The sequence below is a fragment of the Mobilicoccus sp. genome (assembly GCF_032060985.1).
Classification (GTDB): domain Bacteria; phylum Actinomycetota; class Actinomycetes; order Actinomycetales; family Dermatophilaceae; genus Mobilicoccus.
Genome location: NZ_DAMBGD010000008.1, coordinates 123,831 through 146,262 on the forward strand (window position 1 = coordinate 123,831; position 22,432 = coordinate 146,262).

The 22,432-nt window shown below is 72.1% G+C and carries 19 protein-coding genes and 1 pseudogene; 12 read left to right on the top strand and 8 right to left on the bottom strand.

Annotated features, from left to right (window positions below):
* Positions 1-837, bottom strand: a complete 837-nt coding sequence (locus tag RT054_RS08425) for an undecaprenyl-diphosphate phosphatase (protein ID WP_312718248.1) — start codon at positions 835-837, stop codon at positions 1-3.
* Positions 838-939: 102 nt separating this feature from the next.
* Here RT054_RS08425 and RT054_RS08430 point away from each other — a divergent pair, with 102 nt between their 5' ends.
* The 7 genes from RT054_RS08430 (at position 940) to crtI (ending at position 9,877) form a co-directional block, all read left to right on the top strand.
* Positions 940-1,443: a DUF4112 domain-containing protein gene (locus RT054_RS08430; protein WP_312718245.1), complete on the top strand. Its 504-nt coding sequence runs from the start codon at positions 940-942 to the stop codon at positions 1,441-1,443.
* Positions 1,444-1,714: 271 nt separating this feature from the next.
* Positions 1,715-2,482 carry an EAL domain-containing protein gene (locus RT054_RS08435; RefSeq protein WP_312718244.1) on the top strand — a complete coding sequence of 256 codons (768 nt, stop codon included), beginning with the start codon at positions 1,715-1,717 and terminating at the stop codon, positions 2,480-2,482.
* Positions 2,483-2,572: 90 nt separating this feature from the next.
* Positions 2,573-4,540, top strand: a complete 1,968-nt coding sequence (locus RT054_RS08440) for a DUF5914 domain-containing protein (RefSeq protein WP_313023061.1) — start codon at positions 2,573-2,575, stop codon at positions 4,538-4,540.
* A gap of 102 nt (positions 4,541-4,642) precedes the next feature.
* Positions 4,643-5,398, top strand: coding sequence for a class I SAM-dependent methyltransferase (locus RT054_RS08445; RefSeq protein WP_313023063.1), 756 nt, complete (start codon positions 4,643-4,645; stop codon positions 5,396-5,398).
* Positions 5,395-7,170, top strand: a complete 1,776-nt coding sequence (locus RT054_RS08450) for an FAD-dependent oxidoreductase (protein ID WP_313023064.1) — start codon at positions 5,395-5,397, stop codon at positions 7,168-7,170. Before RT054_RS08445 ends, RT054_RS08450 begins: the two co-directional genes overlap by 4 nt.
* Before the next feature lie 19 nt (positions 7,171-7,189).
* The gene (locus RT054_RS08455; RefSeq protein ID WP_312718236.1) at positions 7,190-8,320 is read left to right on the top strand and encodes a polyprenyl synthetase family protein; all 1,131 of its coding nucleotides are present in this window, start codon (positions 7,190-7,192) and stop codon (positions 8,318-8,320) included.
* A 78-nt stretch (positions 8,321-8,398) separates the two neighbouring features.
* Positions 8,399-9,877, top strand: a complete 1,479-nt coding sequence (gene crtI / locus RT054_RS08460) for a phytoene desaturase family protein (RefSeq protein WP_313023065.1) — start codon at positions 8,399-8,401, stop codon at positions 9,875-9,877.
* Between the two features lie 54 nt (positions 9,878-9,931).
* On the opposite strand, the gene RT054_RS08465 is transcribed toward crtI, so the two are convergent.
* Positions 9,932-10,258: a hypothetical protein gene (locus tag RT054_RS08465; RefSeq protein WP_312718234.1), complete on the bottom strand. Its 327-nt coding sequence runs from the start codon at positions 10,256-10,258 to the stop codon at positions 9,932-9,934.
* Positions 10,259-10,408: 150 nt separating this feature from the next.
* A complete protein-coding gene (gene yaaA / locus RT054_RS08470) occupies positions 10,409-11,200 on the bottom strand; it encodes a peroxide stress protein YaaA (protein ID WP_313023066.1) in 792 nt (263 codons plus the stop codon).
* Positions 11,201-11,344: 144 nt separating this feature from the next.
* Here yaaA and RT054_RS08475 point away from each other — a divergent pair, with 144 nt between their 5' ends.
* The 3 genes from RT054_RS08475 (at position 11,345) to RT054_RS08485 (ending at position 16,081) form a co-directional block, all read left to right on the top strand.
* Positions 11,345-12,388 (top strand): zinc-binding dehydrogenase, encoded by a 1,044-nt coding sequence (locus tag RT054_RS08475; RefSeq protein ID WP_312718230.1) that lies wholly within the window; start codon positions 11,345-11,347, stop codon positions 12,386-12,388.
* 149 nt (positions 12,389-12,537) lie between these two features.
* Positions 12,538-14,397, top strand: a complete 1,860-nt coding sequence (locus RT054_RS08480) for a GMC family oxidoreductase (RefSeq protein ID WP_313023069.1) — start codon at positions 12,538-12,540, stop codon at positions 14,395-14,397.
* Between the two features lie 247 nt (positions 14,398-14,644).
* Positions 14,645-16,081, top strand: coding sequence for an aromatic acid/H+ symport family MFS transporter (locus tag RT054_RS08485; RefSeq protein WP_313023070.1), 1,437 nt, complete (start codon positions 14,645-14,647; stop codon positions 16,079-16,081).
* 214 nt (positions 16,082-16,295) lie between these two features.
* On the opposite strand, the gene RT054_RS08490 is transcribed toward RT054_RS08485, so the two are convergent.
* Positions 16,296-16,748 (bottom strand): VOC family protein, encoded by a 453-nt coding sequence (locus RT054_RS08490; RefSeq protein ID WP_312718227.1) that lies wholly within the window; start codon positions 16,746-16,748, stop codon positions 16,296-16,298.
* 459 nt (positions 16,749-17,207) lie between these two features.
* On the opposite strand from RT054_RS08490, the gene RT054_RS08495 reads away from it, so the two are divergent.
* On the top strand, positions 17,208-17,498 hold the full coding sequence (locus tag RT054_RS08495; protein ID WP_312718331.1) for a putative quinol monooxygenase: 291 nt from the start codon (positions 17,208-17,210) through the stop codon (positions 17,496-17,498).
* A gap of 339 nt (positions 17,499-17,837) precedes the next feature.
* Positions 17,838-18,929: an inositol-3-phosphate synthase gene (locus RT054_RS08500; protein WP_313023072.1), complete on the top strand. Its 1,092-nt coding sequence runs from the start codon at positions 17,838-17,840 to the stop codon at positions 18,927-18,929.
* Positions 18,930-19,079: 150 nt separating this feature from the next.
* Here RT054_RS08500 and RT054_RS08505 read toward each other — a convergent pair whose 3' ends face one another.
* The 4 genes and pseudogenes from RT054_RS08505 to RT054_RS08525 form a co-directional block, all read right to left on the bottom strand.
* Entirely contained in the window at positions 19,080-19,478 is a 399-nt protein-coding gene (locus RT054_RS08505) for a hypothetical protein (RefSeq protein WP_312718225.1), read from the bottom strand.
* Positions 19,479-19,741: 263 nt separating this feature from the next.
* Positions 19,742-20,677: an aminoglycoside phosphotransferase family protein gene (locus RT054_RS08510; RefSeq protein WP_396837248.1), complete on the bottom strand. Its 936-nt coding sequence runs from the start codon at positions 20,675-20,677 to the stop codon at positions 19,742-19,744.
* 129 nt (positions 20,678-20,806) lie between these two features.
* A pseudogene (locus RT054_RS16505) lies at positions 20,807-22,049 on the bottom strand (RNA polymerase sigma factor).
* A complete protein-coding gene (locus RT054_RS08525; protein ID WP_313023075.1) occupies positions 22,046-22,432 on the bottom strand; it encodes a YciI family protein in 387 nt (128 codons plus the stop codon). The pseudogene RT054_RS16505 and the gene RT054_RS08525 overlap by 4 nt, the downstream one beginning before the upstream one ends.

The window sequence follows — 22,432 nt, forward strand, 5'->3', positions numbered from 1 at the left end:
TCAGGGCGTGACGACACCACCGACCATGAGCCCGACGAGCACGAGGCCCAGGGCGACGCGGTAGACGATGAAGGCGGTGAAGGTGTTCGAGGAGACGAACTTGAGCAGCCACGCGATCGAGGCGTAGGCGACGAAGAACGACACGATCGTCGCGATGATCGTGGGCGTCCAGCCGACCGTCACGGCGATGTCGTCGGCGGCGGTGACCGCCTGGAGCCCGCCGGCCGCGACGAGGGCCGGGATGCCCATGAAGAAGCTGAGGCGGGTGGCGGTGACGCGGTCGAAGCCCCGGAACAGGCCGGCCGAGATCGTCGCACCCGAGCGGGAGATGCCGGGGAAGACCGGCGACAGGGCCTGGAAGCAGCCGATGATGAGGGCGTCACGCACGGTGACGTCGGTCATCCCGCGCTCACCCTCGGTGTGCCGGTCGGCGAGCCACATGACGAACGACCACAGGATGAGCGCGGCGGCGATGACCCAGAGGTTGCGCAGCGACCCCTCGATCGCGTCGCGCAGGGCGAGCCCCACGACGGCGACCGGGATCGACCCGAGGATGATGCCCCAGCCGAGGGTCCAGTCAGGGGTGTCGCGCTTGTCGGTGTGCCTGAGCCCGGCGATCCATCCGGAGGCGATCCGGACGATGTCCTTCCAGAAGTAGACGATCGCGGCGATGATCGCGCCGACCTGGATGACGGCAGTGAACGCGGTCATGCCCACGCTGTCGATCTCGTAGCCGAGGAGCTTCTCGACGACGTTGAGGTGCCCGGTGCTCGAGACCGGGAGGAACTCCGTGACGCCCTCGACGATGCCGAGGAGGACGGCGTGCAACCAGTTCACGCGTGACTCTTTCGTTCGATGTGGTCAGGGCTCGGCGCGATGATGCCGCGGCCGATTGAGACGAAACTGAGTGCGGATCTCGACCCCACCTACCCTGTGGCAATGTCCCGGTTCCGCGCTCGCCCCCCGGCATCGTCCCCCACGGGAGGCTCGACCACGTACTCGGGTCGAACCCTCGCCCGTCTCCTGGACGACCTGTTCCGGGTGCCGGGCACCGATTTCCGCTTCGGGTTCGACGTCCTCATCGGACTGATCCCGGGTGTGGGCGACGCCGCCGGATCCGTCATCGCCTCGGTCATCCTCATCGACGCGGTGCGCCATCGCGTGCCCCTCCCGGTCCTCGCCCGCATGGGGTGGAACGTCATCCTCGACGCGCTCCTCGGCCTCGTCCCCGCGGTCGGGGACCTCGCGGACGCCGCGCACCGCGCCAACGTCAAGAACCTCCGACTCCTGGAACGCACGCTCGCGGAAGGGCGCACGGTGGACGTCTCCTCGAGGACCTACCTGGTGCGGGCGATCCTCATGGTGGTCGTGATCCTCGCGATCGCCGTCGCGGTGACGGTGTTCGCGATCTGGGCCGTGCTCCGGGTCCTCCACATCGTCTGAGGCGACGGGACCCACCGGTACCACCGCCGAGGGCCGACGCGCGCAGTCGGAGGCACGCGGGCACGGCAACCCCCTGCCGGTCGCACACCGCGCCACCGACCCACCCTCCCCCCGCGAGAGGGTCGGACGTCCGGGATCCGTTGCCGCATGCGCAGATCCGCGTCGTACGGCGAGGTGGCGTGGGACAGGCACATCTCAGGACGACCTGTCAACGGTCGAAGGGAGAGACGACAGCCGACGGGGTTCAGGACCGAGCGAGGACACGACCGACATGACCGAGACGACCAGGGAGAAGGTGACGGACGCAGGCACGCGCGTCACGTATTTCCAGCCGTTCTACAACCTGCAGAACGACACCCTCCAGGGTCACGAGGCGCTCGTGCGCCACGCCCTGCCGGACGGGTCGATCGAGGCGCCGGGTCGCCTTCTCGCCGCCGCCGAGGCGGCCGGTGAGATGCACGCGGTGGACCTCCGCACGCTCGACGACGCCCTCACCTTCCAGGCACGGTTCGCGGCCGCCCACCCCGATCACCACACGATCGTCTCGGTCAACTTCTCGTGGGACATCGTGAGCAGCCCGCTGCTCGTCACCGAGGTCCTCGGCGCGCTACGCCGCCACCGCGTCTCCGGAGACCGGCTGCTCATCGACGTCACCGCCGCGATCTTCCGCCGACTCCTCGACGGCGACCCCAAGGCGTTCATCCGCCTCGGCGCCCTGCAGGCCGAGGAGGTCACCCTGTGCCTCGACCGCTTCACCGCCGCCGACATCGACCTGCTGCCCTCCGCCTCCGCCGTGCCCGTCGACATCATCAAGCTCCACCCCGCGTTGGTCGCGGGCGCGGACCGGAGCACGCTCACGACGATCGCCGCGGCGGTGCAGGACACGGGTCTTCCCGTCCTCGCCGCCGGCGTCGAGTCCGACGCCGGGCTCGACCTCGCCCGCGAGCTGGGGTTCGAGTGGACGCAGGGGTTCCACCTCGGCGAGCCCGTCGGCCCGGACGGTGCCCTCGGCGGGCCGCTCGCACTCCGGGAGCGGTGAGCGCGGCCCTCACCCGACCGTCCGCCTGAGACCTGTCCCACGTGCCCCCTCCCCTGGCAGGAAGGGCGGAGACACGATTAAATCGGCGTGATGTCACGAACTCCCCTGCTCCTCCGCCCCGGTCGATCCGCACCTGCCGACGTGCGACTCACCGAGGGACGCACGGCCTGCCACGACATCACCTACGCCAACGGCACGACGTACTACTGGGGGACCCTCTTCCTCGGCCGTGAGCAGCGCGAGGACGTGTACGCGATCTACGCCCTGTGTCGCCTCGCCGACGACATCGTCGACGAGCCCGACGCCGCGCACCTCGCCGGTCTCGGGGTGCCGGGGGCCGAGGTCGGTCCGAGGCAGCGTCTCGACGCGTTCGAGCGACGCTTCTACGAGGCGTGGGAACGCGGCGAGGACGAGGTCCCTGTGTTCCACGCGATCGTCACGAGCATCCGCCGCATGGGCCTGCCGCGGGACTGTGCGGAGCGCTTCTTCCACGCGATGCGCCTCGACCTCACCCGCACGAGCTGGGCCACCTGGCCCGAGCTGCGGGACGAGTACATGGAGGGGTCGGCGGCCGTCGTCGGAGAGATGATGCTGCCGGTGCTGCGGCCCCGCGACCCGGCGGCGGCCTTCGGCGCGGCCCGCGCGCTCGGACTCGCGTTCCAGCTCACGAACTTCATCCGGGACGTCGGCGAGGACCTCGACCGAGGGCGGGTCTACCTGCCGGCCGACGAACTCGCCGCACACGGCGCCGACCCGTGGCTGCGCCGCGTCACCCCGGAATGGCGCACGTTCCTCGCCGCCCAGATCGAGCGCAACCGCGAGCTGTACCGGGAGGCCCAACCCGGGATCGCGCTGCTCCCGCCCGCCTCCGCGCGGTGCGTCGCCGCGGCCCTGTCCATGTACGCGACGATCCTCACCCGGATCGAGGAGGCCGACTACGACGTGTTCTCGTCTCGCCGACGTGTCTCACCCGCGGCCAAGGCCGCCATCACCGCCCGCACGCTCCTCGGCGGCCGGGCGCCGCTCACCGGGGCGTCGCCGCCGCCCTCGCCGCATCCGACCCGGCAGCGCGACTCGGCCGCGGACCGCATCCCGGTCAAGCGGGTGCCGCAACCCCCGGCGGAGCAGCTGCGGAGCACGTGGCGGCAGGCGGCGATCCCCCGCATCGAAAGGGCCCTCGCCCGGGCCCTCGAGCGCGACCCCGGCGGGTGGTACGTGATCGGCCGCTCCGAGGACGTGGGCACCGAGTCCCTCGTGCGCACCATCGCGGGGCGGGAGGTCGCGGTATGGCGCACCCACGACGGGGACCTCCGCGCGGCCTCCGGCGTCTGTCCGCACATGGGCGCCCGGCTCGACCGGTGCGAGGTCGACGGTCGCGACCTCATGTGTCGCTGGCACGGACTGCGGCTGCCCTCGGAGTGGCCGCCCGCCGCCAAGGGGCGGTGGCCCACCCACCCCGTCCACGACGACGGCGTCCTGCTGTGGGTCCGGCTCGCCACGGAGGGGGAGACCCCCCGCGACACACCGCGTCTCACCGACCGACCCGCACTCGACCGCGCGATCACCGCCGTCCACGTCGCCTCCGCACAGTGCGAACCCCAGGACGTCGTGGCGAACCGCCTCGACCCGTGGCACGGGGCGTGGCTGCACCCGTACGCGTTCAGTCATCTCGTCGTCGACGACGACGCGAGCACCCCCGACCGTCTCGTCACCGACGTGACGTTCCGACTCACCCCCACGTGGGGCGTGCCGGTGCGAGCCGAGTTCACGTGCCCCGACGCACGCACGATCGCCATGCACATCACCGAGGGCGAGGGCGTCGGCAGCGTCGTCGAGACCCACGCGACCCCGCTCACCGCCCCAGGCGCGGAGCGGCCTCTCTCGGTGATGACCGAGGCGACGATCGCCGCCTCCGACCGAGTGGGATTCCGTGTCGCACGGACGTTCTCACCTCTCGTCACGCCGCTGATGCGCCGCACGCAGGCCCAGTTGTGGGTCGACGACCTGGAATACGCCGAGCGCCGCGCGCTCGTGCGGCGCGGGGTGGTGCCACTGTGAGGAGGACACGACGTGGGACCCGACGGACATGACGAGACCGCGGTCACGGGCCCACGCCGGACGATCCGGACCCGGCCATCCCGTCCTCGTCGAGGAGCGCACGTGAAACCCAGCACCACCCCCATCTCGGCCCAGGACTCGACGGTGGCCCCGGCCTTCGACGAGGTCGGTCTCCACTACGACCGACTCACCGGGATGTCACCGGGATACGCCGGTCAGCTGCTGTCCTCGGCCCGTCTGCTCACCGGCGCCCTGTCGCGTCGTCCCGGTCCGGGTGAGGAGCCGCTGCAGGTCGCCGACCTCGGCTGCGGATCGGGCGCCTCGACCCGCGCCCTGCTCACCGCGCTCACCGAGAGCGGCTGCCGGTTCCGCATCGAGGGCGTCGACGGGTCCGCAGGGATGCTCGAGGCCGCCCGCGCCAAGGACTGGCCGGAGTCGGTCACCTTCTCCCGGACCCTCGCCGAGGAGCTGCCCGACGAGGGCCCGCGCTACGACGCGATCCTCGCCGCCTACCTCCTGCGCAACGTGCCCGACCGCGACGCGTTCCTCCGCCACGCCTGGCAGAGCCTGCGGCCCGGGGGTGTGCTCGTCGTCCACGACTACGGAGTCGCCGGCCGCCCCCTCGACGCCGCCGCCTGGACCGCGTTGTCGTGGGGCGTCATCATCCCCTCCGCGGCGATCGTCACCCGCCGACGGCCGAGCCTGTTCACCTACCTGTGGCGCAGCGTCCTCGAATTCGACAGCGACGAACAGCTGCAGGACCGCCTCACCCGCGCGGGATTCGAGGACGTCGGCCTGCGACCGGTGCCGGGATGGCAACGGGGCATGGTGCGAGCGGTCTGGGGGCGACGTCCGTGAACGACCCGACACCGCGTTCCGCCCCGACCTTCCTGCCTGCGCTCTCGATGCCTGCGCTGTCCCTGCCCGCGCTGTCCCTTCCTGCGCTGTCTCTGACACGACGACGCACCCGACGCTGGACCCCCGGCGTCGACGCCCGCGCCGAGCTCCACCGCGCGCCGAGACCCCTCGTTTCTCGCCCGGGCGCGTCGGGGCGGCAGCGACACGTCGTCGTCGTGGGCGGCGGGATCGCGGGCGTCACCGCCGCGGTCGCCCTCGCCGAACGCGGCGTGCGGGTCAGCCTGCTCGAGGCCCAGCCCCAGCTCGGCGGACGCGTCCGATCGTGGCCGGTGGAGGTGGACGGGCGGCCCGACACGATGAGCCGCGGGTTCCACGCGTTCTTCCGGCAGTACTACAACCTCCGATCGGTGCTGCGGCGCGTCGACCCCGACCTGTCGCGGCTGCGCCCCATCGAGGACTACCCCCTCGTGCACGGCGACGGCTCGCGGGACTCGTTCACCAAGGTGCCCACCCGGCCGCCGTTCAACATCCTCGGGTTCGTCGCGCTGAGCCCGAGCTTCGGTCTCGCCGACCTGCCCCGGGTCGACGTCGAGCGCGCCCTGGGCCTGCTCGACGTGGACTTCCCCCGCACCTTCGTCGACCTCGACGGCATGAGCGCGCAGGACGTCCTCGACGAGCTCGCGTTCCCCGAGGGGATGCGTCACCTCGCGCTCGAGGTCTTCGCCCGGAGCTTCTTCGCCGATCCGCGGGAGTTCTCCGCCGGCGAGCTCGTCGGCATGTTCCACACGTACTTCCTCGGCTCGGCCGAGGGGTTGCTCTTCGACGTCTCCGCCGACGATTTCGACACGTGCTGGTGGGCGCCCCTCGGGCAGCTGCTGTACCGGCTCGGCACGCGGACCCACACCGGTGTGCGGGTGCAGCGCGTGGAGCGGGTCCAGCCGGTCCACCCCGAGGGCGAGGGCGAGAGCGGCCGGGGCGGTCTCGCAGCCCGACGCGGGCCCCTGCGCGTCGTCACCGACAGCGACCACGTGAACGCGGCGATCGAGGAGGTCGGACCGGTCGACGCCGTCGTCCTCGCCACCGACCGCGCGGCGTTGCAGCACCTCGTCACCGCAAGTCCCGACCTCGGCGACGAGTCCTGGCGGGCGGCCATCGAACGCGGCCGCATCGCACCGCGATTCATCGTCCGACGCCTGTGGTTCGACGCCCCGATGCGGGCGGACGCCGCGCCGTTCGTCGGCACGGCGGCCCTCGGGTACCTCGACAACGTCAGCGCCCTGCACCTCTTCGAGGAGGGCGCGGCGACGTGGGCCCGGCGCACCGGCGGGAGCGTCGTCGAACTGCACGCCTACGCCGTACCCGACGACGTCGACGATGCCACCGTGCTCACCGATCTGCGCGCCCGGCTCGACGATCTGCACCCCGAGCTCGCCGGTGCCACCGTCGTCCACGAGGAGGTCCTCGTCGACGCCGACTGCCCCCTCATCGGCACCGACCCGTGGGCGGAGCGCCCCGGCGTCGTCACGCCCGAGGACGACGTCGTCCTCGCCGGTGACGGCATCCGCTGCGAGCTGCCCGTCGCCCTCATGGAACGTGCCGCCACCACCGGATTCCAGGCCGCGAACCACCTGCTGACCGGGTGGGGGCTGCCCGGCCACGACCTCTGGAGCGTGCCGACCTCGGCCCGCTTCCCCACGACGACGAGGGCCCTGCGCGCCGCGGCCAGGGCCCGTCCGGGAGGAGGGAGGAGACGTGAGCGCGACCGCGTCTGACCCCCGCCCCGCTTCCTGGATGACGGCCGAGCACGTCGATCGTCTCGTCGAGGGGTTCGTCCCCGCCGTGCTCGAGACGATCGACGCCGCCCTCGCCCGCAGTGCCGCCGCACAGCGGGAGGCGACGGCCGGACTGCCTGCCTCCTCGCTCGAGGCCGCGACACGCCTCGAACGGATCATCGGTGACCTCGTCCGCGCCGGCGGCAAGTTCATCCGGCCCCGGGTCGTGCAACTCGGCTTCCTCGCCCGGGTGACGAGCGAGGGGTGGAGCGGCGACCTCGACCACGTCGACGAGGCCACCCACCGCGATCTCGCCCACCTCGCCGCAGCCGTCGAACTCCTCCACGTCTTCGGGCTCCTCCAGGACGACGTGATGGACGAGGCCGCGACCCGCCGCGGGCGGCCCACGGCGCACGTCGACGTCGCCCGCCGCGTCGGTCTCGACGCGGCCGCCGCCGCCACCCCGGAAGGCGGTGGACGGGCCCGGCGGTTCGGCGAGAGCGTCGCCGTGCTCGCCGGCGACCTGTCCTTCGCCCTCGCGCAGCAACAGGTGCGCGGGCTGCCCGCCCCCGTGCTCGCGGCGTGGGACGCGCTCGTCGTCGAACTCGTCCACGGTCAGCGGCTCGACGTCGTGTTCGCCGAGGAGGGCCGGTTCGACGCCGCGAGCACCCGCCGCGTCGCCGAGCGCAAGTCGGCGGCCTACACGATCACCCGACCACTCGAACTCGGGGCGATCCTCGCGTCCCCCGACGAGCCGTGCCCGGGGTGGCTGAGCCGGTACGGCGCCCACGTCGGCGAGGCCTTCGCGCTCTCCGACGACATCCTCGGCGTGTGGGGCGAACCCCGGGTCACCGGAAAGCCCGTCGGCGACGACATCGCCCAACGCAAACCGACGATCGTCCTCGGGATCGCCGAGCAGCTCCTCGACGGGCTCGTGTCGGCGACGCTCGCCGGTGACCGCACCCCCGACGAGGCCGACGTCCGTGCCCTCGTCGCCGCGATGGACACCGCCGGGGTGCGCCGGATCGCCGAGGAGGAACTCGACCGGCACACGGAGGAGGCCCTCGCCGCGCTCGGCGACCACACCCACCCCCGGGTGCGTTCCGCACTCACCGGACTCGCCCACGCGGTCGCCCGCCGTCACCTCTGACGGGGCCGCGAGACCCCGACGCCCGACTCCCAGCCCGACCCGCCGACCACCGACCCACCCGCACGCTCGAGGAGCCTCGTGTCCCACGTCATCGTCATCGGAGCCGGCCTGGCCGGACTCTCCGCCGCCTGCCAGGTCCGGGGTCTCGGTCACGACGTCACCGTCGTCGAGGCCGCCGAGGGCCCCGGCGGCCGCGGGATCCGGCTCGAGCAGGACGGATTCACCTTCGACACGGGCCCGACGGTGCTGACGATGGTCAACCTCGTCGACGAGGCGTTGACCGCGGTCGGGTCCGGTGTGCACGACGCGCTCGACCTGCAGCTGCTCGACCCGGCCTACCGGGCGCGGTTCGCCGACGGATCGACGATCCGCATCCGCCACGGCCACGAGGCGATGCGGGAGGAGATCGCCCGTGAGTGCGGTCCCAAGGACGCCGCGGCGTTCGACGACTTCGTCGTGTGGTTGCGCAAGCTGTACGAGGTCGAGATGCCGCACTTCATCGACGCCAACTACGACTCCCCCCTCGACCTGCTCCGTGCCCCGGCCGCGGCGGCCACCCTCGTGCGGCTCGGTGGGTTCGGGCGGCTCGGCCCCGCGATCGCCAGGCGGTTCGACGACCCGCGGCTGCACCGCATCTTCTCGTTCCAGGCGATGTACGCGGGCCTCGCGCCGGAGCAGGCGCTCGCGATCTACGCGGTCATCACGTACATGGACAGCATCGAGGGCGTGTACTTCCCCCGCGGGGGGATGCGGGAGGTGCCCGAGGCGATGGCGCGGGCGGCCGAGGCCGCCGGCGTCGGGTTCCGGTACGGCACGAGGGTCGACCGGATCCTCACCCGCCGCGACGGGGCCGTCGCCGGGGTCGCCGTGGCGGGCGGCGAGCGTCTCGGCGCCGACGCTGTGATCTGCACGGTCGACACCCCGACGGCCTACGACCGACTCCTGCCCGACCTCGCGCCCCCGCGCGTGATCCGGTCACCGCGGTACTCGCCCTCGGCCGTCGTCTGGCACGTCGGCGTGCGCGGGGTGCCCACCGACGTCGCGCACCACAACATCCACTTCGGCCATGCCTGGGCGGACGCGTTCGAGGATCTCCTCGAGCGCGGCGTGCGGATGAGCGACCCCTCCCGCCTCGTCACCGTGCCCTCGCTCGACGACGACAGCGCGGCGCCGGAGGGCTGTTCGAGCCTCTACGTCCTCGAACCGGTCCCCAACCTCGCCGCCGGGCGTCTCGACTGGGAGACCGAACGGCCCCGCATCCGCGAGGACCTCGAACGCTTCCTCGCCGAGGCGGGCTACCCCACCGACATCGTCACCGAACACCTCGTCGATCCCACGGACTGGGCGCGTCAGGGCATGGCCGGCGGCACTCCGTTCGCACTCGCGCACACGTTCTCCCAGACCGGACCGTTCCGCCCGAAAAACGTCGAACGCCGCCGCCCGGGGCTGTTCTTCGCGGGATCGGGCACGGTGCCGGGAGTCGGGGTGCCCATGGTCCTCGTCTCCGGCAAGCTCGCCGCGCAGCGCGTCGAGGCCTACCTGCCTGCCGCAGGCTGAGTCCCGCCGACCGGAGTCACCGCGCCCGGACGCCGGTGGCCCCTGCGGCGCCGGTCAGCCGGTGCGCAGGGCCCGGTACGTCGCGTATCCGGCGGCCGAGACGGCGAGGGTGAGGCACCCGAGCGGGATCGGCAGGCAGCATCCGCCGACCACGACGGTGCCGTTGCGGGTCGTGGTCGAGTAGCGCGGGAACGGGAGGGGCGAGAACCCGCCGCGGCGCGGGGCGCCGCCCTCCCATCCGGGGCCCGTCGGTCCACCGAACCCACCGTCGGGCCCGAGGTGCCCAGGGCCCCAGGCGTCGCCGCCGCGGACGCCGTCGCGACCGGGGACGTGGTCCTGGGGGCGGCCGTGCGCGTCGCGGGGTCCGGGGATCTCACTCACGGCCTCTCGTTACCCCTCGCCGAGGGGGCTCATGCGCGCAGCCGTCGACCGAGGACCCACGCGCGACCGTCCCACCCGCACGGCACCCGCGCCCACGATGACGTCATCGCCGGCGTCATCCAGCGGGTGGGTGAGGGGGGTTGAGCGCGCTCAGGCGCGGGGGCGGCGGAACACGGGGACGTCGGGGCTCGAGAGCTCCGGGACGAAGCGGTAGCCGCCCTCGTCGAACCGCTGCAGTGCCCGCACCGAGCGAACGCGCCGCTGCACGATCCACCCGGCCATGAGGCCGCGAGCGCGCTTGGCCGAGAACGAGATGACCTTCCAGTCACCCTTGGGCCCCTGGTCCTCGAACCGGGGGGCGACGACCCGGACCCCGTCGGCGCGGAGGGCGTCGAGGTCGACCGCCGAGACGTACTCCTCCGAGGCGAGGTCGACGAGGACGTCGGGCCCGGGAGAGGCGGCGAGGTCGGCGGAGACGGCCTCGGTGATCGCCGACCCCCACCACGCGGTCAGCGAAGAGCCCCGGTCGGTGAGAAGGCGCGTCCCCATCTCGAGGCGGTAGGGCTGCATGAGGTCGAGGGGGCGCAGCAGCCCGTAGAGGCCGGACAGGATCCGCAGGGTCTTCTGCGCCTCGGTGAGGTCGCGGGTGTCGAAGCGCTCGCGGGCGTCGATTCCCCGGTAGACGTCGCCGTCGAAGGTGTAGAGCGCAGGTCGGGCGTTCTTCGGCGTGAACGGTGTGGTGAACGCGGCGAACCGCTCGACGTTGAGCTCAGCGAGACCCTCGGAGATCCCCATGAGGTCGGACAGGTCCTCAGGGCTCTTGCCGCGCATCACCTCGACGAGTCGTTCGGCGTGGTCGAGCATCCGCGGCGTCGTGTGGGTACGCGTCGGCAGGGGGGAATCCAGGTCGAGGGTCTTCGCCGGGGAGATCAACGTGAGCACCCCCTCACGCTACCGGCGCATGATCCCGGGCACCTCGTGTGAGGCCCCCGGCGCCGCCCTCGTGGCCGGGGGTCCACGACCTCTCGACACGGCCGGGGGTGCCGCGTATACCAGGGAGTAACCGACCCCGTCCAAGGAGGACCCATGAGCGAGACGATGCTCGCCGAACGCTTCTACGCCGACACGCGGGAGGTGAAGCTCGAACAGGTCCCCGTGCCGCACCCCGGGCACGGCGAGGTGCGCATCAAGGTGGAGTACTGCGGCATCTGCCACTCCGACCTCTCCCTCATCGACGGCAACTTCCCCGCCCAGCTGCCCGTCGTCACCCAGGGTCACGAGATCAGCGGGTACATCGACGAGGTCGGCCCCGGGGTCCACGGCTGGGAGGTCGGCGACGCCGTCATCCCGTCCGCAGGGCGCCCCTGTCGACGCTGCCGCAACTGTCAGCGCGGCAACTTCGCCGACTGTCTCGCCCTGCAGCTCATGGCGTTCGCGTTCGACGGCGGATGGGCCGAGTACGTCGTCGTCGGGGCGACGGGACTCACCCGGGTCCCCGACGGGCTTCCCATGGACCAGGCGGCGATCCTCGCCGACGCCGTGTCCACGCCCTTCGCCGCGGTCGTGCGCACGGCGCAGGTGCACCTCGGCAACGCCGTGGGCGTGTGGGGACTGGGCGGTGTGGGCACCCACGTCGTGCAGCTCGCCAAGCTGTCCGGCGCCGTGCCGATCATCGCCGTCGACCTCGACGACGCCGCCCTCGAACGCGCCGTCCGACTCGGCGCCGACTACGCCTTCCGCGCCGACGACCCCGACCTCGGCGCGCACATCACCGAGGCCACCGGGGGCCGCATGATCGACGTCGCGTTCGACGCCGTCGGCATCACCTCCACCACCAGGCAGGCGGCGCAGTTCCTCGACGTCAACGGCAAGCTCGTCACCGTCGGCATCAGTTCTCAGCAGGTCGAGATCGGGTCGTTCCTCGACTTCACGCTGCGCCGCAAGCACGTTCTCGGGCACCTGGGGTACAAGGTGCAGGACATCGCGATGCTCGCCGAGCTCATCACCTACGGTCGGCTCGACCTCTCGGAGTCGATCAGCGCCGTCCTCCCGCTCTCGGAGATCCATCGCGGGATCGAGATGCTCGAGAAACGCGAGGGCAACCCGATCCGCATCCTCGTCAAGCCCTGATCCCGCGCCCTGAACCCGCGCGCGGCCGACGCGCCGCGACGACCCCGCCTCACCCCACGCCCCGAGCCTCCGAGCTCGGGGCGTGGCGGAGCCCCATCCCCCCTCCCCGATGCTCAGCGTCGAGCATCCTCGATGATCGAGGTTCCGTGATGACGTCCCCCTCCACGTCTGCCACGTCCACCCCGTCCCGCCCGGTCGCCGACCCTCTGTACGACGTCGTCGTCGTGGGTTCCGGTTTCGGCGGTTCCGTCACCGCGCTGCGCCTCGCCGAGAAGGGGTACCGGGTCCTCGTCCTCGAGAGCGGCCGCCGGTTCGCCGACGCGGAGCTGCCCGCGACGAGTTGGGACGTCCGCAACTACTTCTGGGCACCCCGGATCGGTTGTCGTGGGATCCAACGCATCCACGCCCTGCCCGACGTCCTCATCCTCGCCGGGGCGGGCGTCGGTGGTGGGTCGCTCAACTACGCCCAGACCCTCTACGTCCCGCCGCCACCGTTCTTCCGCGATCCGCAGTGGGCGCACATCACCGACTGGGCCGACGAGCTCGCGCCCCACTACGACCTCGCCTCCACGATGCTCGGCGTCGTCACCAATCCCTGCGCGGGCCTCGCCGAGCGGGTCATGCGGGAGACCGCGGAGGAACTCGGCGTCGCCGCCACCTACCGCAAGACGCCCGTCGGTGTGTTCTTCGGTGACCCCGGCGTCACGGTCGACGATCCCTACTTCGGCGGGGCCGGGCCGGCTCGCACGGGGTGCACCGAGTGCGGCAACTGCATGGTCGGGTGTCGCGTCGGGGCCAAGAACACGCTGGTCAAGAACTATCTCGCGCTCGCCGAGGGCCTCGGAGCGCGCATCGTGGCCGACCGCACGGTGACCCGCGTCGGCCTCGTCCCGGGAACGGAGGACGATCCCGTGTGGCGGGTGCGTCACGAACGCACCGGTGCGTGGGTGGCCGACGACGCGCAGATCGTCACGGCGCGTCACGTCGTCCTCGCCGCCGGAACCTGGGGGACGCAGACGCTGCTGCACACGATGAAGGCCGAAGGTGAGTTGCCGCGACTCTCCGAGGCGCTCGGCATGCTCACCCGCACGAACTCCGAGGCGCTGCTCGGGGCCGCGACCATCGCCTCCGTCCCGAACGACGGGGAGCTCGCGCGCGGCGTCGCGATCACGAGCAGCTTCCACCCCACCCACGACACCCACGTCGAGAACTGCCGCTACGGACCCGGATCCAACGCGATGGGCGTCCTCACCGCGATCGCCGTGCCGGGCGGCGGTCGACTGCCCCGCCCCCTGCGGGCCGTCATCGAGGCCGTCAAGCACCCGGTCGCGGCGATCTCGAGCGCCGTGACCTACCGGTGGAGCGAACGCACGATCGTCGGGCTCGTCATGCAGAACCGCGACAACTCCCTCACGGTCTCGAGCCGGCGCCGATTCGGGCGGTGGCGCCTGACGAGTTCACAGGGGCACGGTGAACCCAACCCGACCTACCTGCCCGAAGGGCATGCGGCCATGCGTGCGGTGGCGCGCACGCTGCGGCGCCTCACGGGGCGCGCGACGATGGCCGGCGGCTCGACGACCGAGATCTTCGACATCCCCATGACGGCCCACTTCCTCGGCGGTGCCGTCATCGGCGCCTCCCCCGACGAAGGCGTCATCGACCCCTACCACCGTGTGTGGGGCTACCCGAGCCTGCACGTCGTCGACGGCACCGCGGTGTCGGCCAACCTCGGCGTCAACCCGGCGCTGACGATCACCGCGCAGGCCGAACGGGCGATGTCACTCTGGCCCGTCGCCGGAGGGAGGGACGCACGCCCCGAGCAGGGCGCGTCCTACGAACGCGTCGAGCCCGAGGCGCCGCTGCGCTCCGCCGTGAGGGCGTTCACCCACGCCTCGGCGGTCATCCCCGTCGAGCAGGTCACCCGCCGGGGCCTGCGGCCCGTCGATCCCGACTCCGTCCCGACGAAGCAGGAGCTGCCCCAGGCGGCGCCGGTCGTCACCGGCCCCTGAGCCAGTCGTCCGGGCTGTGGCACGCAGCCCGGACGAGGTGCCGTCACCACCCACCGAGCCCCGTTCGTTCGGCGACGGGATGTCGACATGCCTCCTGGACACCCGTCCGGATGGGGTTACGGTGGTGACGGCGTCGGCTCGTTCGGGGCGAGGGGCCGGGCTGCGGGGGGTACGCGGGGGAACGCGGGCCGGTCGAGCGACATGTCGCCCCAGGGGCCGACCCCGGTGTCGGAATGGGGGAACCACCATGACAACGAACGACATTCGGCGAGGAAGCGCGCGGGCCGGGACACGGTCGGCCGGGCTCGTCTCGCTCGTGTGCTGGCTGACCGTCGCGCTCGAGGGGTTCGACCTGGTCGCGTTTGGCGCGGTCATCCCCACGCTCACGGAGACCCACCACCTCGGCATGAACGGCGACGACCTCACGCTCGTCGCGACGCTGTCGCTCGTCGGTGTGGGCATCGGCGCCGGCGCGGGTGGTCCGCTCATCGACCGTTTCGGACGCCGCGTGGGCCTCACGCTGTCGGTCGCGATCTTCTCCGTGTTCACGATCCTCGTGCCGTTCGCGCCGACCGTCCCCCTCCTCGCCGCGACTCGACTGGTCGCCGGCCTCGGGCTGGGGTCGTGCATGCCGACGGCGATCACGATCATGACGGAGTCCTCCCGCGCCGACCGCAAGGCGACGGCGACGACCTCGACGATGACGGGCTACCACGTCGGCGCCGTCGCGATGTCGCTCTTCGCCCTGCTCGTCATCCCGCACTGGCACCTCGTCTTCATCCTCGGCGGCGTCGCCGGGCTGGTCCTCCTGCCGTTCGTGTGGACGTGCATCCCCGAGACCTCTCCCCTCGCTCGCCATGGTGAGGCCGGAGCCATGCACCCGACCGCGACCGCATCGTTCGGCGCGCCGGGGTCACGCGAGGCGTCAGGGTCGAGCAGCGCATCGACGCCGGGCAGCGCATCGACGCCGGACAGCGCATCGACGACATCGGCGATGTCGTCGGAATCGGCCTCGCCTTCGGTGACGGCGGCGGGCACGACGCCCCGGCCGCAGATGCTCGACCTGCTCCGCTCGCACCGTCGGACGCTGCTGTGCTCGTGGCTCGCCTCGTTCATGGGCCTGTTGCTCGTGTACGGCCTCAACACGTGGCTGCCGCAGATCATGCGTTCGGCCGGCTACTCACTGACGAAGGCCCTCAGCCTGTTGCTCATCATGAACGCGGGCGCGATCGCCGGACTCGCCCTCGGCGGCGTCGTCGCCGACCGCCGCGGGATCAGGGCGTCGACGATCGCGTGGTTCGCCGCCTCCGCCGCGTTCCTCGCGCTGCTCAGCGTCCGGATGGACGACGCCGTGGTGCTGCACGCCGTCGTGTTCGTCACGGGCCTGTTCGTCTTCAGCGCCCAGGGTCTCGTGTACGCCCTCGTCGCGCACCTCGTCGAGCCCGAGGTCCGCGGCACCGCACTCGGCCTGGCGTCGGGGGTCGGTCGGCTCGGCGCGATCGTCGGACCCGCGATCACGGGGATGCTCGCCACCCGGGGCCTCGCCTACCCGTGGGGGTTCTACGTCTTCGCCGGGGTGGCCGTGCTCGCGACGCTCGCGGTCGCGCTCATGCCGGCACATCCGGCTCCGCGCCGGGACGTGGTCGACGCCCCCGCGGTGGGCGCCCCGCACGCCACGTTCTGACCCGCTCCCGGGGGAGGCGCCGGTCGGTCGACGCGCAAGGACCGACGCCCGACACGAGCTGCCGCCTCCGGCACGGCCCGAGGTCGCAGGTGAGGATGCGGGGAGGCGGTCGCCATGGCAGCCACCTCAGCGCATCCTCACGTGCGATCTTGGGGACCCCGGGTCGCGCCCACGGGGAGGGCCGTGCTGATCCCACGCGCTCGCGGCCACCCGATCACCCCGTCGAATCGGCCCGGCCGGCGGGCTCCCCGTCACCGTCGAGAGACGCACCCCCGTCGACCACCAGCTCGACCTCGAAGCCCTCCGCGTTGTGGAGGAACAAGGCGGTGTGCCGAGGCCCGCCGGCGTGGGGGTAGCGCTCCGCGAACAACTCGGACCAGCCGTGGTGGACGCACTGCACGCGGAGGTCGTCGAGCTGCCTGCGATCGGCGACGCGGAGCGCGAGATGGTTGAGCCCGGCGCGCAGCCGATCGTGCGGGCCGGTCACGTCCGGCGACTGCTCGAGGACGAGGTAGACGCCGCCGGCGTGTTGCCAGATGCGTCCGGCCGGCCAGTCGGGATCGGGCACCGCGACCCACCCGATTGACGTGAGCAACCAGTCGAACGACCCCTGCGCCGCCTCCACGTCGGAGGTCCACAGCTCGATGTGGTGCACCGCGCTCGTCATGCGTCGAACCTATCGACCGGTGGGCCGTGGGCGGATCACCGGCTCTCCGGACCGGACCCTGGCATCGGCACACCGGACCTCGACAGCCCCGGCCGAGGCGCCGTTCGCGCTGCGCCCCGGCCGTCGGCGGCAGTGGCGATCGCGGCTCGGTGCCGGCGGAGTAGGCTTCACCAGGCCGTTCACCGCAGCGACCGTTCCGCGGGGCCGTCTTCGCCGCGGGGCCGTCTTCGCCGCGCCCCCGCCTGCCACGACGTCGGTGCCGGCGATTGATCTGCCTCTCGTCCGAGTCCCCCTCGCGACGGCGGGACGGGTCCGGCCTCGGCGCTCCTCGGCGGCGAGATCATCGACGATCGCCGGCCGCGTCAGGTCGTGACCGACGAGCGCGGGCGAGTCCTCGAGATCGGGCCGTCGCGGTGAGGGCATCGACCGGACGAACCCGACCGAGAAGGAGACGTGACGATGTACTGCGTCACCGCGCACTACCTGACCGAACCGGACGACGCCCCCGCCGTGGCCGAGGCGCTGGTGGAGCTCGCGCGGGCCACCCGCACGGAGGAGGGCAACGTCGCCTACGACGTCGCCCGCAGTCTCGAGGACGAGGGGCACTTCGTCATTGTCGAGGCCTACCGCACCGAGGCCGACTTCACGGCCCACCGCGAGAGCCCGCACTTCGCCGAGATCGGCGTGGCCCGGATCCTCCCGCTCCTGCGTGAGCGGCGCGTCGTCGCGGGCGAGGCCCGGGCTCTCTGACCGCGTCGAGCCGCGCGGGGGTCGTCGCGAGACACCGGGACACCACAGTCCCGACCTCTCTCATGATCGCAGGTGAGGATGCGACGAGGTGGTGGCCATGACAGCCAGACCACCGCATCCCTGCCTGCGACCCTGGCTGCGCAGCGGCGCGACCAGCGGCCCGCACACCGCCCGGCCTGGCTCCACCGGGTCGCCGGATCGGACGTCCGTGCTCCTGGATCCCGTCTACCGGAGGGCGCGACAGCAGAGTCTGAGCGCGCTCATAAGATGCGACGACATCCGTATCCGTCGCGGCGGGCACGCCGTGTCGCCGCGACCCGAGAGAGGGAGTCCCACGAGATGGGTTCCATCCGCGTCGCCATCGCGGGCGTCGGCAACTGCGCTTCCGCCCTTGTCCAAGGGGTCCAGTACTACCGGGACGCCGACCCGGCCGAGACCGTGCCCGGCCTCATGCACGTGCAGTTCGGCGGCTATCACGTCCGCGACGTCGAGTTCGTCGCCGCATTCGACGTCGACGGCAAGAAGGTCGGTTTCGACCTCGCCGAGGCGATCGTCAGCAGCGAGAACAACACGATCAAGATCACCGACGTCCATCCGCTGAACGTCGTGGTGCAGCGCGGGCCGACGCTCGACGGTCTCGGTCGCTACTACTCCGAGACCATCGAGGAGTCCTCGGCCGAGCCCGTGGACGTCGTCGGTGCGCTCAAGGCGGCGAAGGTCGACGTGCTGGTGTCGTACCTGCCCGTGGGATCGGAGGAGGCCGACAAGTTCTACGCACAGTGCGCCCTCGACGCCGGGGTCGCGTTCGTCAACGCGCTTCCGGTGTTCATCGCGAGCGACCCGGAGTGGGCGGAGAAGTTCACCAAGGCTGGAGTGCCGATCGTCGGTGACGACATCAAGTCGCAGGTCGGCGCGACGATCACCCACCGCGTCCTCGCCAAGCTGTTCGAAGACCGTGGCGTCACACTCGACCGCACCTACCAGCTCAACGTCGGCGGCAACATGGACTTCAAGAACATGCTCGAGCGTGAGCGCCTCGAGTCCAAGAAGGTGAGCAAGACCCAGGCCGTCACGTCGAACCTCAACGGCAAGCTCGCGGGCAAGACCGCGGACCGCAACGTCCACATCGGTCCGAGCGACTACGTGGAGTGGCTCGACGACCGCAAGTGGGCCTACGTCCGCCTCGAGGGACGCGCGTTCGGTGACGTGCCGATCAGCCTGGAGTACAAGCTCGAAGTGTGGGACTCCCCCAACTCGGCGGGCATCATCATCGACGCGGTCCGCGCCGCCAAGATCGCCCTCGACCGCGGCATCGGCGGCCCGCTGCTGTCGGCGTCGGCCTACCTCATGAAGTCCCCGCCGGAGCAGCGCCCCGACGACCTCGGTCGCGCCCAGCTCGAGGCCTTCATCGACGGTGACATCGAGCGCTGATCGACCGCCACCCACCTGGAGTGTGAGGAGAGACCGCCGCCCGTGCCGAGGACGGAGCGGCGGTCTCCTCGTTTCTCATCGCGTCGTGTCGTCGTCTTCCCTCGTGCCGCGGCACCCCGCGCCGCGGCCCGTGCCAGGCGCGTCGAGGAGCTACGGGCGCCGGAACGATCGGCCGACGACGGCACCGACGAGCGCGGGAACGGTGGTGAGGCCCACCCCGAACACCGACAGCCCGACGAGATCTGACCGGAGGACGTGCGGGTCGAACGGCCCCACGGACCCCTGCGCCTGAAAGGCGCCGACCAGCCCCAACGCCAGGCCGACGACCAGCCACGTGAGCACGACGCGGCCGACACCCCAACCGTGCCTCGCATCCAGGCACGACCACACGAGGCTGACCACCGCGACCGCGGCGAAGGCGACCAGTCCGGCGCCGATGTTGGCGCCGACCACCTCCCCGGAATCGAAGAGCGTCAACGACCACCCGACGACCCACGCGATCGCACCGGTGACCAGGGCACGAACGACGACGGCGATGACATGACTCATGACCTCATGATCGGACGGTCGCCGGGCACCCGCCTGAGTACGAGGCACCACAGCAGGGTGTGCGTCGATTCCTCCAGGTCGAGGGCGACCTCGGTCAGCGGCCTCAGTTCGCCCCGTCGCTCATCTGGTCTCTGGTCAGGGAATCCGCCTGCGCTGGGGTGGGCCGCCGCAGCACCTCCGCCGGGATGGCGTCGCCGGCCATGAGGACGGGACGGACCCGTTCGTGACTCGAGGCGTCGATCGATCGACGAGCGATGTCGACCTCACAGCCTGACGCCGACGTCGGCCGCGACGGCCTCCACCATCCTCGTCAGGCGCTCGGTCCTCGCCGGCATGGTGTCGCGATGGTCCGCGAGGGTCAGCAGCCCCGGCCCGACGAAGGCCCAGGCACGAGCACGGATCCACGTGGCCTCGTCGACGTCCGCGGCGAGGCGGAGCTCGTGGCGGCCCCGGTCGTCGAGCATGCTCCAGGCGTAGAGGAGGTCGACGGAGCGGTCCCCGACCCCCATGCCGCCGACGTCGATCACCCCCGTGAGGCGCCCGTCGCGACCGACCAGGACGTTCTCCGACGACACGTCGGTGTGGACGAGACACGCCGGCCCCGTCGCGGGTGCGACGTCACGCAGTCGTCGCCACGCCTCCCGGACGGCGGCCTCGTCGAAGAGGTCTGCGAGCTCCGTCGCGGCCCGGTCGGCCCATTCGTCGATCGTGTCGGTGACCGGCTCACCACACCGGTATCCCCCATGCGCCGCACCCGCCGGGACACCACCGGTGTCGACCTCGTGCAGAGCGCACAGGAACTCCCCGAGAGTGCGCGCGAACCGACTCTGAGCAGGTGCATCGAGACGGGCGGCTCGATCCCCGGACAACCACGACACGACGATCCACGGGCGCGGACACACCTCCGAGGGTTCCCCGACGGCGACGACCCTCGGCACCGGAGCCGGCAGGCTTGCCGCAAGGCGGGGCAGCCATCGGACCTCGTTCAGCAGATCGGAGACGTGGGCGTCCGTCCGCGGCAACCGCACCGCCCACCTCTCCCCGAGACGGAAGACCCAGTTGCTGCTTCCGGAGGCCGGGATCGCGCGGACCGGGAGATCGGCCAGCCGGGGCGCCTGCTCGCGCAGGAGCCGAGTGATGTCGTCGGGTTGGGGGACGACGTCGGCCGCCGGCGCCTCGGGAGGACTCACCCTGCCCATGATCCCGACCGCTCATGATCGCGCAACGGAGTTTCCCTGCCGCTGCCCGCGGCGGAGGCGAAAGGAACGGTGGCGGTTGAACCGCAGGTCACCACGAGGCGAGGCCCCCGACCGGGTCGCCTGAGGCGGCTAGGCCAACTCATCGCGGCGACGGGTGAGGTAGGCCCGTTCGGCGGGGTTGTCGGTGAGCGCGATGGCCCGGTCGTAGGCCGCCCGCGCGTCGTCGCTGCGCCCCACCCGGCGGAGCAGGTCGGCCCGGGTCGCGTGGAAGGCGTGGTAGGCAGCGAGCGGCTCCGCGAGCCGTTCCACCTCGGCCAGGGCGGGGGCCGGGCCGTCGCACTCGGCGAGGGCGACGGCCCGGTTGAGCCGGACGATCGGCGAGGGGTCGAGGACGAGCAGCCGGTCGTACACCGCGACGACCTGACGCCAGTCGGCGTCGCGCGTCGACGGCGCGTCGGTGTGGAGGGCGTTGATCGCCGCGAGCAGCAGGTAACGGCCGGGCGCCGCACCCCGTGCGGTGAGGCCTTCCCAGGTCTCGAGGGCGAGAGTTGCGCCCTCGGCGACCAGCTCGCGGTCCCACGCACCGCGGTCCTGCTCCGCGAGCGTGACGAGTTCTCCGCTGCGGGAGACCCGGGCCGCGCGGCGCGCGTCGGTGAGGAGCATGAGGGCGAGCAGTCCGGCCACCTCGTCGTCGTGAGGCAGGAGCGTCCGGAGCAGTCGCCCAAGCCGGATCGCCTCGTCGCTCAGGTCGGCCCGCACCGCCTCCCCCCCCGGAGCCGGCGAGGTAGCCCTCGTTGAAGATGAGGAAGACGACGGCGAGCACCGCGGCGAGGCGCGGCCCGATGTCGGCGACCGTCGGCACCCGGTAGGGCACGTGCGCGACCCTGATCTTGGTCTTCGCGCGGGTGATCCGCTGCGCCATCGTCGTCTCGGGCACGAGGAAGGCCCGGGCGATCTCGGCGACGGTGAGGCCTCCGACCAGCCGCAGGGTGAGCGCCACCCGTGCCTCCATGGACAGCGCGGGGTGGCAGCAGGTGAACACGAGCCGGAGGCGGTCGTCGTCGACCGCCCCCGTCCCCGCCGACGGGGTGTCGTCGTGGAGCATCTGGGCCGCCTCGTGCTTGGCGTCGCGCTTGGACTCGCGCCGCAGTCGATCGATGGCACGGCGGGTGGCCGTCGTCATCAACCACCCACCGGGATTGGGAGGCACACCGTCGCAGGTCCAGGTCTCCACCGCGACGGCGAACGCCTCGGCCGCCGCGTCCTCGGCGACGTCGAGGTCGCCGAACCGCCGGGCCAGTGCGGCGACCAGGGCGGCCCATTCCTCGCGATGCGCCACCTCGAGGGCCCGGCCGACCCGCGTCCCGCTCATGTGTCGAGCATCGCCCGCACCGACTCCTCCGTCTGGAACGGACGCACCTCGACCCGGCCGCGGCAGGCCCGAGATCCCTCGGCGGCGAGCGCGAGGGCCTCGTCCAGGTCCGCGGCGTCGATCACCCAGAAGCCGCCGAGATGTTCCTTGGACTCGAGGTAGGGGCCGTCGGTGAAGACGGGGGTGTCGCTCCGGCCGTCGACGGTCGTGGCCGCGATGGCCGGCTCGAGGCCGTCGGCGAACACGAGGTGGCCGCCCCGCTCGAGCGCGTCGTTGAAGGCGCCGGTGTCGGCGAAGGCCTCGAGCATCGCCTCCTTGGACGGGTAGGAGCCGAAGTCGGTGCGTTCGGCAGGACCGAAGACGGACAGCAGGTAGCGGGGCAT